Here is a 15,824-nt window from a genome sequence, read left to right on the forward strand (position 1 = left end):
TTCAGGCCTCGGAAGGGGGGGACAGACGAGTGATGGCGCCGCGGCTGATCAACAACCCCAGGGCGCGGCCCGGATCGAAGGCCGGATCGACGGCGAAGGCGTCATCGATGGCGAGTTGCAGCGGTTGCGAGCGGCGCAGGTTATGGATGAAGCAGGCGTCGCCGGCCTCGAGGGCGAACACCTCGACATCCAGCTCATGGCGCAGTACCAGGGCGTGTTGCCCCTGTTGCAGGTCGATGGCTTGCCAGTCGCCCTGGCCCTGGTGCACGGCCCATAGCGCGACCACCGGATGAGCCGAGTCCAGCTGGCCGAGCGAGGGGTGCAGGATCACGCGGCGTTGCCCCAGCGTCTCTGGCTCGGCCATGGCCGCCACGATCTGTGGCGCGGGCAGCGGGTTGGCGTCGGCGGCGTGGTAGGCCACCACCCGCAAGCGTTCCAGGCGCGCCACGTCTGCCAGGTACGGCAGCCCGGCCGCGGGAGGGAAGCCCTCGACGAAGGCCGCGAAGTCGTGGCCGTAGTCGCTGAGCACGGCGCTGCGCGGCGGGCAGGCCCTGACGTAGAGCGCGGCCATGGCGCGGAAGAACTCATCGCCCACCAGTTGCGCCACGACCGGGTAGGTGTCGGCCAGGGCGTTGATCAGCGAACTCTGGACATTGTTGCGGTACACCGCGAAGCGGCTGGCCGGGTCGGCGCCATTGGCGCTGTACAAGTCCGCGGGGCAGGGCTGGTCGGGGTCGAGCAGGGCGCTGGCGAAGGCGGCTTGGGTATTCATGCCGGCCTCCTTGCGCTTTGCAGCAACTGCTCGGCCTGGCGTGCCTCGGCGTGCAGCACGGAAAACGCCGGCACCTGGTTGTCGCGCTCGATCAGGGTCGCGGTCGGCCCGATCCGGTCCAGCAGCCGCAGGTACAGTGCCCACACCGCGTTATCGATCGGCGCGCCGTGATCGTCGATCAGCAGGCGGTCGCCCAGGCTGTCGGTGTCCTCGGCGAAGCCGGCCAGATGAATCTCGCCCACGCTCTGCAGCGGCAAGGCATCGATATAGGCCAGCGGATCGCGCCGATGGTTGATGCACGACACGTAGACGTTGTTCACATCCAGCAACAGGCCGCAGCCAGTGCGGCGTAGCACTTCGCGGATGAACTCGGCCTCGTCCATGCTCGAGCGGCGAAACTCCAGGTAGGTCGCCGGGTTCTCCAGCAGCATGGGCCGGCGCAGGGTGCTCTGTACCTGGTCGATGTGTTCGCAGACGCGGTCCAGCGTCGGCCGGTCATAGGCCAGGGGTAGCAGGTCGTTGAGAAACACCGGGCCATGGCTGGACCAGGCCAGGTGTTCGGAAAAGGACTGGGGCTGGTAGCGCTCGATCAGCGCGGCCAGGCGTTGCAGGTGCCGAAGGTCCAGTGGCCCCTCGGCTCCGATCGACAGGCCGACGCCATGCAGCGACAGCGGGTACTGTTCGCGGATCAGCCCCAGGTAGTGGTGAAACGGCCCGCCATCGACCATGTAGTTTTCCGCATGGACTTCGAAGAAACCGATGTCGGGCCGTTGGCTCAGGACCTCGCGCAGGTGCTCGGTCTTGAGCCCCAGCCCGGCGCGATGCGGCAGGCTGGAGGCGGTCGCCTGAGTGGCGGGACGCAGTGCAGGTGGCATGGCAATGTTCATCATCGACACTCAGGCGGACGGTGGATTACGACTTGGCCTTGTAGGCCTGGAGCTGGCCGAAGCCGGTCGGCGAAGTGCTGCTCGCGGTTTTTTCGCAGGTGCCCTTCGGTACCAGCTTCCAGGCGTTGGCCTGGTGGTCGACCTTGGCGGTGCCGGCACAGGTGGTGCCCGCGCCGGCGGCGCAATCGTTCTTGCCTTTCATGGCGACGCCAAAGCATTTTTCCATGTCGTCGGCGGCCTGGGCGGTGGTCGGCAGGGCGGCGATGCTCAAGGCAGAACCGAGCGCCAGGGCCAGGGCAGCGGCGGACAGGGTGCGAGTGGTAGCGGTCATGGTATTTCTCCAAAAAGGTAGTGGATAGGCAGGCATGTGTGCCTGCTTACCCCTCTAGAGGGCGGTCGCGGGGATTCGTTACAACGGGTACCGAAAAAATGTTCATGGGGCGAGACCGCGGCGCCTGTATCGCCGGCAAGCCTGGCTCCTACAAAGGCAGGGCCCACACCGGCCTGTAGGAGCGAGGCTTGCCCGCGATAGGCTCTGTCTCACGTTTGGCAAGGCGAAAAAAAACGGCCCCGCAGGGCCGTTTTTCGTTGTCGCAGGTGCTCAGCCGCCCAGGTAGGCTTCGCGCACCTTGGGGTCGGTCAGCAGGGCTTCGCCGGTGCCTTGCATCACCACCCGGCCGTTTTCCAGCACATAGGCGCGGTCGGCGATCTTCAGCGCCTGGTTGGCGTTCTGCTCCACCAGGAACACCGTCACGCCGTCGCGGCGCAGCTGTTCGATGATGTCGAAGATCTGCTGGATGATGATCGGCGCCAGGCCCAGGGACGGTTCGTCGAGCAGCAACAGCTTGGGCTTGCTCATCAGCGCCCGGCCGATGGCGAGCATCTGCTGCTCGCCCCCGGACATGGTGCCGCCGCGCTGAGTGAAGCGTTCCTTGAGGCGCGGGAACAGGTGCAGGACCTTGTCCATCTGCTCCTGGTAGTCGCCCTTGTCGGTGAAGAACCCGCCCATGGCCAGGTTTTCCTCGACGGTCAGGCGGGCGAACACCCGGCGGCCTTCCGGCACCACGGCAATGCTCTTGCGCATGATCTGCGCCGAGCTCTGCCCCACCAGCTCTTCACCCAGGTAACGGATGCTGCCGCTGTGGGCCTGCGGCGAGCCGCAGAGGGTCATCAGCAGGGTGGATTTGCCGGCGCCGTTGGCCCCGATCAGGGTGACGATCTCGCCCTGGCGGATCTCGACGTTGACGCTGTGCAGCGCCTGGATCTTGCCGTAGAAGGTGGAAACGTTTTCGAACTGCAGCATTTACGCTTCCCCCAGGTAGGCTTTGATCACATCGGGATTGTCGCGGATCTGTTCCGGCGTGCCGTTGGCCAGGGGCGTGCCCTGGTTGATCACGACGATATGGTCGGAAATGCTCATGACCAGTTTCATGTCGTGTTCGATCAGCAGCACGGTCACGTTGTGCTCTTCGCGCAGCACGCTGATCAGGGCCTTGAGGTCTTCGGTTTCCTTCGGGTTCAGGCCGGCGGCCGGTTCGTCGAGCATGAGGATCCGCGGGCGGGTCATCATGCAGCGGGCGATTTCCAGGCGACGTTGCTGACCGTAGGCCAGGGTGCCGGCGGTGCGGTTGGCGAATTCCTTGAGGTTGACCTTTTCCAGCCAGTACTCGGCGTATTCCATGGCCTCGCGCTCGCTCTTGCGGAACGCCGGGGTCTTGAACAGGCCGGACAGGAAGTTGGTGTTCAAGTGACGGTGCTGGGCGATCAGCAGGTTCTCGACCGCCGTCATGTCCTTGAACAGCCGCACGTTCTGGAAGGTGCGCACCACGCCCTTGAGGGCGATCTTGTGTCCGGGCAGGCCCTGGATCGGCTCGCCGTCCAGCAGGATGCTGCCGCCGGTAGGCTGGTAGAAACCGGTCAGGCAGTTGAACACCGTGGTCTTGCCCGCGCCGTTAGGCCCGATCAGCGCCACCACCTGTTTTTCCTTGACGGTCAGGGCCACGCCGTTGACCGCCAGCAAGCCGCCGAAGCGCATGCTCAGATTTTCGACTTTGAGGATCTCGCGGCTCATTTGCGCAGCTCCATGTGGGGACGTTGCATGGGCAGCAGACCTTGAGGTCGCCAGATCATCATCAGCACCATCAGGGCGCCGAACATCAACATGCGGTACTCACTGAAGTCACGCATCATTTCCGGCAGCAGGATCATCACCACGGCCGCCAGGATCACGCCCAGCTGCGAACCCATGCCACCGAGCACGACGATGGCGAGAATGATCGCCGATTCGATGAAGGTGAAGGATTCCGGGGTCACCAGGCCCTGGCGCGCGGCGAAGAAGCTGCCGGCGAAACCGGCGAAGCTGGCGCCCAGGGTGAAGGCCGACAGCTTGATCACTGTCGGGTTCAGGCCCAGTGCGCGGCAGGCGATCTCGTCTTCACGCAAGGCTTCCCACGCACGACCGATCGGCATGCGCAGCAGGCGGTTGATGATGAACAACGCCGCCAACGCCAGCAACAGCGCCACCAGGTAGAGGAAGATCACCTTGTTGATCGAGTTGTAGGGCAGGCCGAAGAACTCGTGGAAGGTCTGCATGCCTTCCGCGGCCTTGCGTTCGAAGGTCAGGCCGAAGAACGTCGGTTTCTCGATATTGCTGATGCCGTTCGGGCCACCGGTGATATCGGTGAGGTTACGCAGGAACAGGCGGATGATTTCCCCGAAGCCGAGGGTCACGATCGCCAGGTAGTCGCCGCGCAGGCGCAAGACCGGGAAGCCCAGCAGGAAGCCGAACGTGGCCGCCATCAGGCCGGCGATCGGCAGGCAGATCCAGAAGCTCAGGCCGTAGTAGTGCGACAGCAGCGCGTAGCTGTAGGCACCGACGGCGTAGAAGCCGACATACCCGAGGTCGAGCAGGCCGGCCAGGCCGACCACGATGTTCAGGCCGAGGCCGAGCATCACGTAGATCAGGATCAGCGTCGCGATGTCCACCGCGCCACGGGAGCCGAAGAACGGCCAGACCAGCGCACCGAGGATCAGCGCGATGATGATGTAGCGCTGGGTGGTCGGCAGGGTCAGGAAGTTGCTGGCCTTGGCCGGGATCAACGGCCCGCCCGGCGAGGATTTCCACGCCTTGCTGATCTGTCGGTCGAACAGCACCCGCAGGAACATCAGCACCGAGCAGACGGCGATGGTGGCCAGGATGGCCGGGCTGGTGCCATGCACCTCGAGGTTGATACCGACGATGGTCAATTTGAGACCGAGTACCGGATAGGCCACGGCCCATACCAGCAGGGCGCTGAACAGCGCCTGTTTAAGATTCCTAGTCATACTTTCTCAACCTCCGGACGGCCCAGAATGCCGGTCGGACGGAACAACAGCACCAGAACCAACAAGCCGAAAGCCACCACGTCCTTGTATTGGTCGCCGAAGATATCGGCGCCGAAGGCTTCCGCCACCCCGAGTACCAGGCCGCCCAGCATGGCGCCCGGAATACTGCCGATACCGCCCAGTACCGCGGCGGTGAAGGCCTTGAGACCGACCAGGAAGCCGGCGTTGGGGTTGATCACACCGTATTGCATGCTCAGCAGCACGGCCGCGATCGCCGCCAGCGCGGCACCGATCACGAAGGTCAGGGCGATGATGTTGTTGGTGTTGATCCCCAGCAGGTTGGCCATCTTGATGTCTTCGGCGCAGGCACGGCAGGCGCGGCCCAGGCGGGAGCGAGAGATGAACAGGGTCAGGCCGAGCATGGCGACCAGGGTCACCACGAACACCACGATCTGCATGTAGGAGACCAGCACTTCCTGTGCGCCGCCCGGCCCGATGGAGAAGTTCCCGGGAATCAGGTTGGGGATGGATTTGTCCTTGGAGTCTTGCGCCAGCAGCACCGTGTTCTGCAGGAAGATCGACATGCCGATGGCGGAAATCAGCGGAATCAGACGGTTGCTGCCGCGCAGGGGGCGATAGGCGATCCGTTCGATGCTGTAGCCGTAGGAACTGGTGACGACGATGCTCGCGATGAAGGCCGCGGTCATCAACAGCGGGACGTTGTCGAGTCCCATCATGGCCAGCCCGGCGATGGCGATGAACGCCACGTAGGAACCGATCATGTACACCTCGCCGTGGGCGAAGTTGATCATTCCAATGATGCCGTAAACCATCGTATAGCCGATGGCGATCAGGGCATACGTGCTGCCAATGGTCAGGCCATTAACCAGCTGTTGGAAAAAGTGATAGAGGTCAGGCATTACAGCGCTCCTAAAAACCTGATACGCATTTCACTGGTGGAGTCATTTTCCCGCCTGCCCCCTGTGGATCTCTATCCACTTCGAGCCAGGTTTTGCCAGCGAACCGCTGATGACGGTTTTGAGATTTTCAGGTGGGCGGGCTTCCGGATCACGGAAAACAGGCCCAATACGTTCGTAAAACAAAGCCCACGGCACGCCGTGGGCTTTATTGGCAGTCAGTAAGGCAGGGCCTTATTGAGGCGAGACTTCGGTTTTAGGCTTGCCGAAGTGCCACTCGTAGACCACGAACTTGAAGTCTTTCAGGTCGCCCTTGGCGTCGAAGCTCAGGTCGCCGGTCGGGGTCTTGAAGGAGCCTGCGTGGATGGCTTCGGCCACTTTGGCCGGGTCTTCGCTCTTGGCGGCGGCGATACCGCCGGCAATCACTTCGACCGCCGAGTAGGAAGGGAACACGAACGGGCCGCTCGGATCTTCTTTCTTGGCCTTGAACGCATCGGCCAGGGCCACGTTGGCCGGATCCTGGTCGAAGGATTTCGGCAGGGTCACCAGCAGGCCTTCGGAAGCGTCCTTGGCGATCTGCGAAATGGAGTCGTTACCCACGCCTTCCGGACCCATGAACTTGGCCTTCAGGCCTTTTTCCTGGGCCTGGCGCAGGATCAGGCCCAGCTCCGGGTGGTAGCCGCCGTAGTAGACGAAGTCGACGTTGGCTTGCTTGAGCTTGGCGATCATCGAGGAGAAGTCCTTGTCGCCGGCGTTGATGCCTTCGAACACGGCCACCTTGGTGCCTTTCTTCTCCAGGGTCTGCTTCACGGCCGTGGCGATGCCTTCGCCGTATTGCTGCTTGTCGTGCAGGACGGCGACGATTTTCGGTTTCACGTGGTCGGCGATGTAGTTGCCGGCGGCAGGGCCCTGGGCGCTGTCCAGGCCGATGGTGCGGAACACCATCTTGTAGCCGCGGCTGGTGATGTCCGGGCTGGTGGCGGCGGGGGTGATCATGACCACGCCTTCGTCTTCGTAGATGTCCGAAGCCGGTTGAGTGGAGCTGGAGCACAGGTGGCCGACCACGAACTTGACGCCGTCGTTGACGACTTTGTTGGCTACGGCCACGGCTTGTTTCGGATCGCAGGCGTCATCGTATTCGACGGCCTGGAGCTGCTTGCCATCCACGCCGCCCTTGGCGTTGATTTGCTCGATGGCCATTTTGGCGCCACTGAACTGCATGTCGCCGTACTGGGCTACAGGACCGGTCTTGGGGCCGGCGATGCCGATCTTGATGGTGTCAGCTGCGAACGAATGGCTGGCGACTCCGGCCAGAACCATAGCGGCAAACAGTTTGGAAATCTGCTTAGTAGCCTTATTCATAGTGCTCCACTCTTACTGTTGTAATTTTTATAGTCCTGGCGCCGTAGCAGCAGAACCGGGTCAGATATCTCTTGGATACCCCCGGAAAATGCCCCCGGCAACTGTACCGGTACAGTGTAGAGCGGCGATTGTCAGCCTGGGAAGCTGGCGCCAGGGGGCAAAATCAGGGGGTGTCGCTTTATTGAAAGAAAAAGACAGAATTGCGGCGGGGTGTCGATCGTATTCAGCGAGCAATCCTTGGCTCTCCTGCGCTTCTCTCTCGTTGACTCAATTGCAACCGGGTTTGTCTGCCAGAGCACCGACGTTATCATTGCGCGGATTTCTTTTCGGGACAGGCCCATGACTCAAGAACCTAGCACCCTCTATGCCAAGCTGCTTGGTGAAACCGCATCCATTACCTGGAAGGAGCTGGAGCCGTTCTTCGCCAAGGGTGCCCTATTGTGGGTCGACGCCGACCTGGATTTGATCGAGGCGGCCGAGGCAATGGCTGAGAACCAGGCCGGAAAAGTCTCTGCCTGGCTGGCCGCCGAGAAGGTGAGCAAAGTGTCTGCGACGCGGACGCTGGATCTGGTGGAACGCGATCCGTTGCTGTGGGCGGTGGTGGTTTCGCCATGGATCCTGGTCCAGGAAAGGGCGCAGCCCGCAGCGTGAGCACCAAAGAGGTGCGTTATTTTCCGCAGTAAAAGTGTGTAGCCGAGTAACCGCGATCGCGATGATGGCAAGTTGCCGTGGAGAAAGGCCCCACCCGATCCAGGCTGACGGTGACGTAAGCGGAATGGGAACAGTTTTCAAGGCAGCCTGCGGGCTGCCTGATTGTTTCCGGGGGATTGGCCCCCAATCCCCTGTAGGAGCGCAGCTTGCGCGCGATGGCGTCCTGCCAGTCGACATCACCTGACAGTGATACCGCCATCGCGCGCAAGCTGCGCTCCTACAAGGGGAGGGGGCGGTCAGTAGGCGGTCTTGCCGGTGTGATTGTTCAGCGAGATGACCTTGGTCTTGCCGATGCGGTGGCGGTAGATCTCGCGCAGGTACTTGATGGCCTTCTTCACGCAATCGCGGGACAGGCGGATGTCGTTGATCGAGACGAACTTGTCCTTGTCGTTGATCAGCTCGCGGTACTTCTTCTCGTACATCGGCTTGATCGCGTACCAGTTGGTATCGAGGATCTTCGCCGGGTTCTCGAACTCGTTGAGCAGGTCGTCGATACGGTTTTCGTCGAACGCCTCGCTGATGATGAAGTCGAGGATCGAGTTGTCCAGGGTCTCGTCGAAACGGTATGGGTTGCGAGCGAAGCAGCGCTTGATGAAGGCCACGATCAGGGTCAGGAAGTCGTCCGACAGGCACGGGCTCTTGGCGATCAGGGTGGTCAGCGAGAGGTTGGCCGAGGCGCCGATCACCAGCGCGTAGCGCTTGAGGGTGGTGTTGGGGAACAGGCTGTTGAGGTGGGTCTTGAGCCGGTTCAGGTCCATGTACGACAGCTTGTAGTCCTTGGGCAGCGAGACGATCGACACCACCGACGAGCAGTTCTTGAAGAAGTGCAGGTCGTGCAGCGCGGCCGCGTCATAGCCGGAGGCCTTGTACTGCTCCAGTGCCGCACGGTAACGCTTGGACTCGATCGGCAGCAGGCTGATGCCTTCGATGGCCTGGGTCACCTTGTTGAAGTGCGGCAGGTCGATGGAGCGGAAGAACAGGTCGTCGATGTTCAGGCGCTGCGGCTCCTTGTCGAACACCTTGAACTTGTCGCCGGTCGGCACCGGGGTTTCCGGCACCACCGATTCGGCATAGGCGATCGCCACCGGGCCGGCCAGGCTCATGAACAGGTCGTTGGCATCCAGGCGGATGGTTTCGCCGATGTCGATGCCGGCGCGCCGGAAGTAGTTCTGGTCGTAGTCGGTGGTCACCGCCTGGGCGGTCAGGATGTTGAAGATCTGCTGGGAGATGTACTGGTTGGCGTGCTTCTCCATGGCGTTGACGTCGATGTTCTGGATGTTGCCGTCATCGTTCTCTTCGGCGTAACGCATGATGTCGTTGGAGATCAGCATCATCGCGTTCCATGGGCGGATACGCCCCATCACGCTGGCTTCGCTGCTGTCTTCGTTATCGAAGTTGTAGGAGAAGTCCCATTCTTCCGACAGGTATTTGCACAGCAGGCGCCCGGCGTTGATGTGCAGGGCCTCGGACATTTCGCTGCGATGGTCGGAGATGTTCGGCAGTACGCAGATGCCGCTGGTGAAGATCGGCTCGAAGACGAAGGAATGGCCGCTCTTGCTGTCGTGCTCGTCGATCGGCTTGGTGTCGAACGTCTTGTTCATGTACGAGTACTGCTGGGCCAGGCCGAATTCCGAGGCCATGCCCGAGCCGGTGCCGCCGCCGGCGCTGAAGATCGAGAAATAAAGCCGCGACTGGTTGGCCTTGATGCCGCAGGAGTCGATCAGGTACGAGTGGATCATTTTCCAGTCGGGGCTGGAGAAGCGCTGGGTGTCCTTGTTGAGGATGATCTTGGCCAGGTACTGGCCGAGGATCGGTGCGTTGCCGGCGCCACCGGCATGGACTTCCGAGAGGTCCATGATCTTCATCTTGCTGTAGTCGCGGATGAAGCCGCTTTTTTCACCCTTGCGCGAGAAGCGGATGCGCCCGGCAATGTCCTTGTCCAGGTCGCCCAGCATCACCAGCGGCTCGACCAGGAACACCGGCTTGCTGGCCTTGTTCTGGCCCAGGCGCAGGTTGTGGCGGATCCACTGGGCGGGGCTGTAGCCCTTGTCGGCATAGGCCTTGTCGTCGTTGTTGAACTCGTTGAGATAGAACTTGCGGGCGTTGTACACCAGCTCCGCGACGTCCAGGGCGATATTCGACCCGCAGCGGCCCAGCCCGATCAGGCAGACCGAGGGAAACTCCTGTTCGCGGCGGGCCTCGAGTTCGTCTTCCGGGTGCAGCGCGCGCGGGAACACCGAGTCGCGCAGGCCGTCGAGGTTGTCGAGGATGCGGTCGGTATTGGTTTCGGTGAAGTAGAGGTACTGCTGGGGCGCCTGCGGGCGCGAGCTGGACAATGGCTTCGACTCTGAAGGGCTGTAGCTGCCCGGGTTCAGCGTCAGTTCGGATACTGCGTTGGCAGAATTGTTTTTGGAAGTCATTGTGCGCGGCATGCCTGGACGGGTTGGCTCGAGGATGGGATATCAAAGAGCCATCAACTGAGATCTCGCGACTTTACAGTGCGATATTGGCCCCAGCGATAGGGATTAATCTGATGGACGCTAGGGGGAATCCTTTCCTAGGTTCAGATGAATCGGCCAGTGTGCGGTGTTCTTTAATCAAAAGGAGGCAAGATGATGGCAACGTTACCCACCCTCGGGTTTGCCGGGATTGGCCTGATGGGCCTGCCCATGTGCCGCCGCCTGCTGGCGGCGGGTTATCCCCTGGTGGTGTGGAATCGCAACCGGGAAAAATGCGCGCCGCTGGTCGAGGCGGGCGCGCGGCTGGCCGAGACGCCGGCCAGCCTGTGTGCCGACACAGACCTGGTGCTGCTGTGCCTGGCCAACACCGAGGTGGTGCGCGAGGTGGTGTTCGGCGCCGAGGGCATCGCCCGGGGCGCCAGGGCCGGGCAGTTGCTGGTGGACCTGTCCAGCCTGGAGCCGACCGCGACCCGGGAGATGGCGGCGCAACTGGCGGATGCCACCGGCATGGGCTGGGTCGATGCCCCGGTGTCCGGCGGCACGCCCGGTGCCGAGGCCGGCAGCCTGGCGATCATGGTCGGTGGCGAGGCCGCTGATATCGAGCGGGTGCGTCCGGTCCTGCTCAACCTGGGGCAACGGGTGACCCACATGGGCGGCGTCGGCGCCGGTCAGGTGACCAAGGCCTGCAACCAGATGATCGTGGCCTGCAATGCGCTGGTGATTGCCGAAGTGGTGGCGCTGGCCGAACGTTCCGGGGTGGATGCGTCGTTACTGGCCGAAGCGCTGGCCGGCGGTTTTGCCGATTCCAGGCCGCTGCAGATCCTCGCCCCGCAGATGGCCGAGAGCCGTTTCGAGCCGATCAAGTGGCATGTGCGCACTTTGCTCAAGGATCTGGACGGCGCGGTGAAGTTCGCTCGCGAACAGGGTTCGGCGACCCCGATCAGCGGATTGGCCGCGCAACTGATGCGCTTGCATGGCGGCCAGGGTTATCTGGAACAGGATCCCGCGACCCTGGTGCGGTTGTATCGCGAACCGACGGCTGCGGGCTGATCGCGGCGGGCCGCATGCGCTGCTCGATCTCGTCGATCGCTGGCGGCAAATCCGTCAGGGGCACCGCTCGGCCGAGCAGGTGGCCCTGCATGAAGTCGCAGCCGTGCCGGGCCAGGAACTCGAACTGCTGCGGACTCTCGACCCCTTCGCTGACCACCTGCAGGTGCAGGGTATGCGCCATGACGATGATCGCCTGGACGATTTCCCCGTCTTGCACCGACTGGGGCACATCGAGGATGAACGAGCGGTCGATCTTCAGGGTGTTGAGCGGCAGGCGCTTGAGGTAGGCGAGGGACGAATAGCCGGTGCCGAAATCGTCGAGCGACAGCGACACGCCGAGGCTGCGGATCTGCCGCAGCAGGCTCACCGTCAGGTCGATATTGCCCATCAGGGCGTTTTCCGTGACTTCCAGTTCCAGGCGTTGCGCGGCGACGCCGGCCGCTTGCAGGGCGCTGCCGATCTCCTCGGCCAGGGTTTCCCGGGCCAGGTTCAGGGCCGAGCAGTTGACCGCGACTTTCAGCTCGGCGAAGCCATGGCGGGACAGGGCGGCGAGGTCCTCGCAGGCCCGGCGTAGCACCCAGTTGTCCAACTCGGCGATCAACCCGTTGGCTTCGGCGATGCCGATGAAGCGCTCGGGCGCCAGCAGCCCGTGCAGCGGATGCTGCCAGCGCACCAGGGCTTCGAGCTTGCTGACCCGCTGGCCGGCCAGGTCGTAGATGGGTTGGTAATACAGGGTCAGGCCGGCCTCGGTGTGCAGGGCGTTGCGCAGCTCTTCCTCCAGTTGCAGTTCCAGGCTGGCCCGACAGGTCAGGTTGGCGCTGAAGAAGTGCAGGCTGTTGCGCCCGCTGCCCTTGGATTGATAGAGCGCGAGGTCGGCATGCTTTAGCAGTTCCTCGCAGGTGAGGCCGTCGTCGGGAAACACGCTGATGCCGATGCTGGTGGTCATGACCATGCGCCGCCCGGCCAGCTCGATGGGCTCCTTCATCTTGTTCATGATGCGCTGCGCCATGTGCCGTGCTTCGTCGCGCTCGCGCAGGCTGATGAGAATGCAGAATTCGTCGCCGCCAAAACGCGCCACCACGTCTTCATGGCTGCGGGTGGAGCTCTTGATATGGTGGGCGAGCACCTTGAGCAGCTCGTCGCCGGCATCGTGGCCGAGGCTGTCGTTGATCCGCTTGAAGTGGTCGATGTCGAGGAACATCACCGCCAGCATGCCGCCCTGTACGGTCTTCTCGATGAGTTTTTCGGCGAACAGCTGATTGAAGCCGCGGCGGTTGACCAGGTTGGTCAGGGCGTCGTAGTGCGCCACTTGTTGCAGCGCCACCCGGGCCTGGTCCAGCTGGCACAGCAGGGTGTTGACCCGGCGCAGGTCCTGTTCCTTGTGTTGCAGCTTCTTGTCCGCCAGCGCCGCGCTGATGCTGCTGCCGATGATCAACAGGACGATGACGGCGATGGTCAGGCCCAGTTGCAACGGGTTGTCGTCCACCGGGACCGAGGGCGTGCCGGCCGCCGGCATCACCAGTTTCAACGCGGCCATGCCGGTGAAGTGCATGGCCACGATGCCGCCGCCCAGGAGCAGGCTCGAGGCGTACTTGAGCGACTGGTGGCGCAGGCCGCTGCCGTCGCTCAGGTAACGCGACAGCAGCAGGGCCACGAGGCTCGCGCTGATGGCGATGGCGATGGACAGGCCGAAGAGGTCGGGCTGGTAGTAGGCGGTGGCCTGGGAACGCATGGCCGCCATGCCGACGTAGTGCATGGCGCCGATGCCCAGGCCGATCCAGATCGACGCCGCGAGGTAGCGCCACAATTGCAGCCGGGGATGGCTGAGGGTGTTCATCGCCAGCCAGGAAGCGATCACCGCGCTCAGCAGCGACACCAGGGTCATGGGCAAGTCGTAGTGGGTTTCGATGGGCAGTTGCAGCGCCAGCATGCCGATGAAGTGCATCGCCCAGATGCCGCCCGCCAGGCAGAACGCCCCGACCCAGCGCCAGCGCCGGCGGGCGGAGGCCTGGTCGACGTGACGCACCCGTTCGGCCATGTCCAGGGTGGCGAAGCTGCCGGCGCAGGCCACCAGGTAGGCGAGGATCACCAGTATGGGATTGTGGGTGCCGCTAAGCAGCAACTGCCCGCCGTCGGGGTGCTCGGTAAAAAAATGCAAACCAAGCCATTCCATCGCATGCCCCGCTCGTCATCCCGTCTCAGCACCCGCTGGCTGAACGATGGACTGAGTATAGGAAGCACGCGCGAAGCCGAGCGCAGTAGTGGCACTCTGACTTAAATGAATTTGGAATGTCGCCAATAACCAATCGAGCTAAGCGCTGCGGTCGAAATACAGTTCGGGCTCCAGGGGCGCGAGACCGAAAGCCGCGCGCGCGGCGTCGCAATCGACGTTCTGTTCGCCGTTTTCCCAGGACGCCTCGAACTCGCGGCACGTGCTGGAGCGCTGGTGATAGATCGAGCAACTGACCTGCTTGCCGACTTCGCCGGTCAGCGCGGTGCAGCGGGTCGGCTTGCAATCGGTGCCGAGCATGGCGACCCGGCTGGGGCTGATGGACGCCACCAGATCGTCCGGGACCGTACCGCCGGACGAGGCGCATTCACCCCAGAAAAAAGACACACGAAAGTGTGAACAGCAGGCACCGCAATTCAGACACGGACTGGCTTCGGACATGGGCGTATTTCAACGGGGAGGAGGTGGATGAGGGGGGCAGGCAGGCCGCTATTCTAGGCTTCGCAACGGCCTTGGGAAGGGGGGGCGCGAGGTATTTTTCAGGGGGTGCGCAAGCCCTTGAAAAATCGGCCTTTAGCCCCGTTATCCGGGGGCTGGCGGCGGTTTGGGGCAAACCCCGCGGCCTTGTCTGGCGCCCCGGCGAAGGTGGCCGATTGGCTGATATCAGCCTTACGAATCATTACAGACAAGCAGGGCACGGCTGACTAGATTGCAACTTCCAGGCTCGGTTGCGTCTGGCCGAATAACAATAAAGAGACCGACCCATGCAGAACTCGACCCAAGCGGCGAATGCCTGGCGCATTCTGTTCCTGTTGTTCCTGGCTAACCTGTTCAACTTCTTCGATCGCACCATTCCGGCCATCATCATCGAGCCGATCCGCATGGAATGGCACCTGAGCGACTTCCAGCTCGGCATCATCGGCACCGCCTTCACCATCGTCTACGCCATCGCCGGCCTGCCCCTGGGGCGCATGGCCGATACCGGCTCGCGCAGCAGGCTCATGGGCTGGGGGCTGGCGGTGTGGAGCGGGCTGACCGCGGTCAATGGCCTGGTGGGCAGCTTCTGGAGTTTCCTGATCGTGCGCATGGGCGTCGGCATCGGCGAAGCCAGCTATGCCCCAGCGGCCAACTCGCTGATCGGCGACCTGTTCCCCGCCCATCGCCGGGCCCGGGCCATGGGCATCTTCATGCTTGGCCTGCCCCTGGGCCTGCTGCTGGCGTTCTTCACCATCGGCGCGATGGTCAAGGCGTTCGACAGCTGGCGCGCGCCGTTCTTTATCGCCGCGGTGCCGGGGCTGGTGCTGGCGGTGTTCATGTTCTTCATCAAGGAGCCCAAGCGCGGGGCGGCGGAGACGGTCAAGGTGTCCCAGGAACGGGTCGACCGGCCGATCCGCCGGGTGCTGGCGATCCCGACCTTTCTCTGGCTGGTGCTGGCCGGGCTGACCTTCAACTTCGCCACCTACGCCTGCAACTCGTTCCTGGTGCCGATGCTGCAGCGTTATTTCCTCATGCCCCTGCAGGAAGCCGCGGTGGCCACCGGGGTCATTGTCGGGGTCACCGGGCTGGTCGGCCTGACCCTGGGCGGCTGGGTGGCCGACAAGATCCACCAGCGGGTCGCCAATGGCCGGTTGCTGTTCGCCGCCTTCAGCATGCTGATCTCGACCCTGTGCACCGCCTGGGCCCTGCATGCCGGGCGTATCGAGATCGGCGTGTTCGTCGCCGTGTTCAGTGTCGGCTGGCTGTTTGCCTACAACTTCTATACCTGCGTCTACACGGCGATCCAGGACGTGGTCGAGCCGCGCCTGCGGGCCACGGCCATGGCGCTGTTCTTCGCCGGCCTGTATCTGCTGGGCGGTGGCCTGGGGCCGGTGGTGGTGGGTGCGCTGTCCGATCACTTCGCCCATGCGGCGATGTACGCCGCGGGCGCCGAGCAGATGACCGAAGCCTTCAAGGCCGTCGGCCTGCACGACGCCATGTACCTGATTCCGGTGGCGCTGTTGCTGACCCTGCTGTTCCTGTTCATGGCCTCGCGCTGCTTCGTGCGCGATGCACAGCGGATGAAGGATGGGCTGGTGCCGGGCGAGGCGGTAGGGGCGGCGGCTACAGCCTGAT

At 63.2% G+C, this 15,824-nt stretch carries 14 protein-coding genes; 3 read left to right on the plus strand and 11 right to left on the minus strand.

Annotation, left to right across the window (positions count from 1 at the left end):
* Window position 1: 1 nt before the first annotated feature.
* The 8 genes from TO66_RS06600 to TO66_RS06635 all read right to left on the minus strand — a co-directional run bounded on the left by TO66_RS06600 (window position 2) and on the right by TO66_RS06635 (window position 7,262).
* Window positions 2-772, minus strand: coding sequence for a DNA-binding domain-containing protein (locus TO66_RS06600; RefSeq protein ID WP_044461575.1), 771 nt, complete (start codon window positions 770-772; stop codon window positions 2-4).
* On the minus strand, window positions 769-1,662 hold the full coding sequence (locus tag TO66_RS06605; RefSeq protein ID WP_044461576.1) for a DUF692 domain-containing protein: 894 nt from the start codon (window positions 1,660-1,662) through the stop codon (window positions 769-771). The genes TO66_RS06600 and TO66_RS06605 overlap by 4 nt, the downstream gene beginning before the upstream one ends.
* Before the next feature lie 22 nt (window positions 1,663-1,684).
* Window positions 1,685-1,990 (minus strand): DUF2282 domain-containing protein, encoded by a 306-nt coding sequence (locus tag TO66_RS06610; protein WP_007926622.1) that lies wholly within the window; start codon window positions 1,988-1,990, stop codon window positions 1,685-1,687.
* A 270-nt stretch (window positions 1,991-2,260) separates the two neighbouring features.
* Window positions 2,261-2,962: an ABC transporter ATP-binding protein gene (locus tag TO66_RS06615; RefSeq protein ID WP_044461577.1), complete on the minus strand. Its 702-nt coding sequence runs from the start codon at window positions 2,960-2,962 to the stop codon at window positions 2,261-2,263.
* Window positions 2,963-3,730 (minus strand): high-affinity branched-chain amino acid ABC transporter ATP-binding protein LivG, encoded by a 768-nt coding sequence (livG, locus tag TO66_RS06620; protein ID WP_044461578.1) that lies wholly within the window; start codon window positions 3,728-3,730, stop codon window positions 2,963-2,965.
* Complete coding sequence (locus tag TO66_RS06625) at window positions 3,727-4,983, minus strand: high-affinity branched-chain amino acid ABC transporter permease LivM (RefSeq protein ID WP_044461579.1); 1,257 nt, start codon at window positions 4,981-4,983, stop codon at window positions 3,727-3,729. The genes livG and TO66_RS06625 overlap by 4 nt, the downstream gene beginning before the upstream one ends.
* On the minus strand, window positions 4,980-5,903 hold the full coding sequence (livH, locus tag TO66_RS06630; RefSeq protein WP_044461580.1) for a high-affinity branched-chain amino acid ABC transporter permease LivH: 924 nt from the start codon (window positions 5,901-5,903) through the stop codon (window positions 4,980-4,982). The genes TO66_RS06625 and livH overlap by 4 nt, the downstream gene beginning before the upstream one ends.
* A gap of 231 nt (window positions 5,904-6,134) precedes the next feature.
* Window positions 6,135-7,262, minus strand: a complete 1,128-nt coding sequence (locus TO66_RS06635) for a branched-chain amino acid ABC transporter substrate-binding protein (RefSeq protein WP_044461581.1) — start codon at window positions 7,260-7,262, stop codon at window positions 6,135-6,137.
* 339 nt (window positions 7,263-7,601) lie between these two features.
* Here TO66_RS06635 and TO66_RS06640 point away from each other — a divergent pair, with 339 nt between their 5' ends.
* Window positions 7,602-7,913 carry a DUF2288 domain-containing protein gene (locus TO66_RS06640; protein ID WP_044465961.1) on the plus strand — a complete coding sequence of 104 codons (312 nt, stop codon included), beginning with the start codon at window positions 7,602-7,604 and terminating at the stop codon, window positions 7,911-7,913.
* Window positions 7,914-8,209: 296 nt separating this feature from the next.
* On the opposite strand, the gene TO66_RS06645 is transcribed toward TO66_RS06640, so the two are convergent.
* Entirely contained in the window at window positions 8,210-10,393 is a 2,184-nt protein-coding gene (locus TO66_RS06645; protein ID WP_044461582.1) for a hypothetical protein, read from the minus strand.
* Window positions 10,394-10,585: 192 nt separating this feature from the next.
* On the opposite strand from TO66_RS06645, the gene TO66_RS06650 reads away from it, so the two are divergent.
* A complete protein-coding gene (locus tag TO66_RS06650; protein ID WP_044461583.1) occupies window positions 10,586-11,482 on the plus strand; it encodes an NAD(P)-dependent oxidoreductase in 897 nt (298 codons plus the stop codon).
* Here the strand turns inward: TO66_RS06650 and TO66_RS06655 are convergent.
* Together TO66_RS06655 and TO66_RS06660 are read right to left on the minus strand one after the other, a co-directional pair.
* Complete coding sequence (locus TO66_RS06655; protein ID WP_044461584.1) at window positions 11,373-13,655, minus strand: bifunctional diguanylate cyclase/phosphodiesterase; 2,283 nt, start codon at window positions 13,653-13,655, stop codon at window positions 11,373-11,375. The genes TO66_RS06650 and TO66_RS06655 overlap by 110 nt on opposite strands.
* Before the next feature lie 138 nt (window positions 13,656-13,793).
* Entirely contained in the window at window positions 13,794-14,153 is a 360-nt protein-coding gene (locus tag TO66_RS06660; protein WP_044461585.1) for a YkgJ family cysteine cluster protein, read from the minus strand.
* A gap of 323 nt (window positions 14,154-14,476) precedes the next feature.
* Between TO66_RS06660 and TO66_RS06665 the strand changes: the two genes are divergently transcribed.
* Window positions 14,477-15,823, plus strand: coding sequence for an MFS transporter (locus TO66_RS06665; RefSeq protein WP_044461586.1), 1,347 nt, complete (start codon window positions 14,477-14,479; stop codon window positions 15,821-15,823).
* The last annotated feature ends 1 nt before the right edge of the window (window position 15,824 follow it).

Source organism: Pseudomonas sp. MRSN 12121, from assembly GCF_000931465.1.
Taxonomy (GTDB): Bacteria; Pseudomonadota; Gammaproteobacteria; order Pseudomonadales; family Pseudomonadaceae; genus Aquipseudomonas.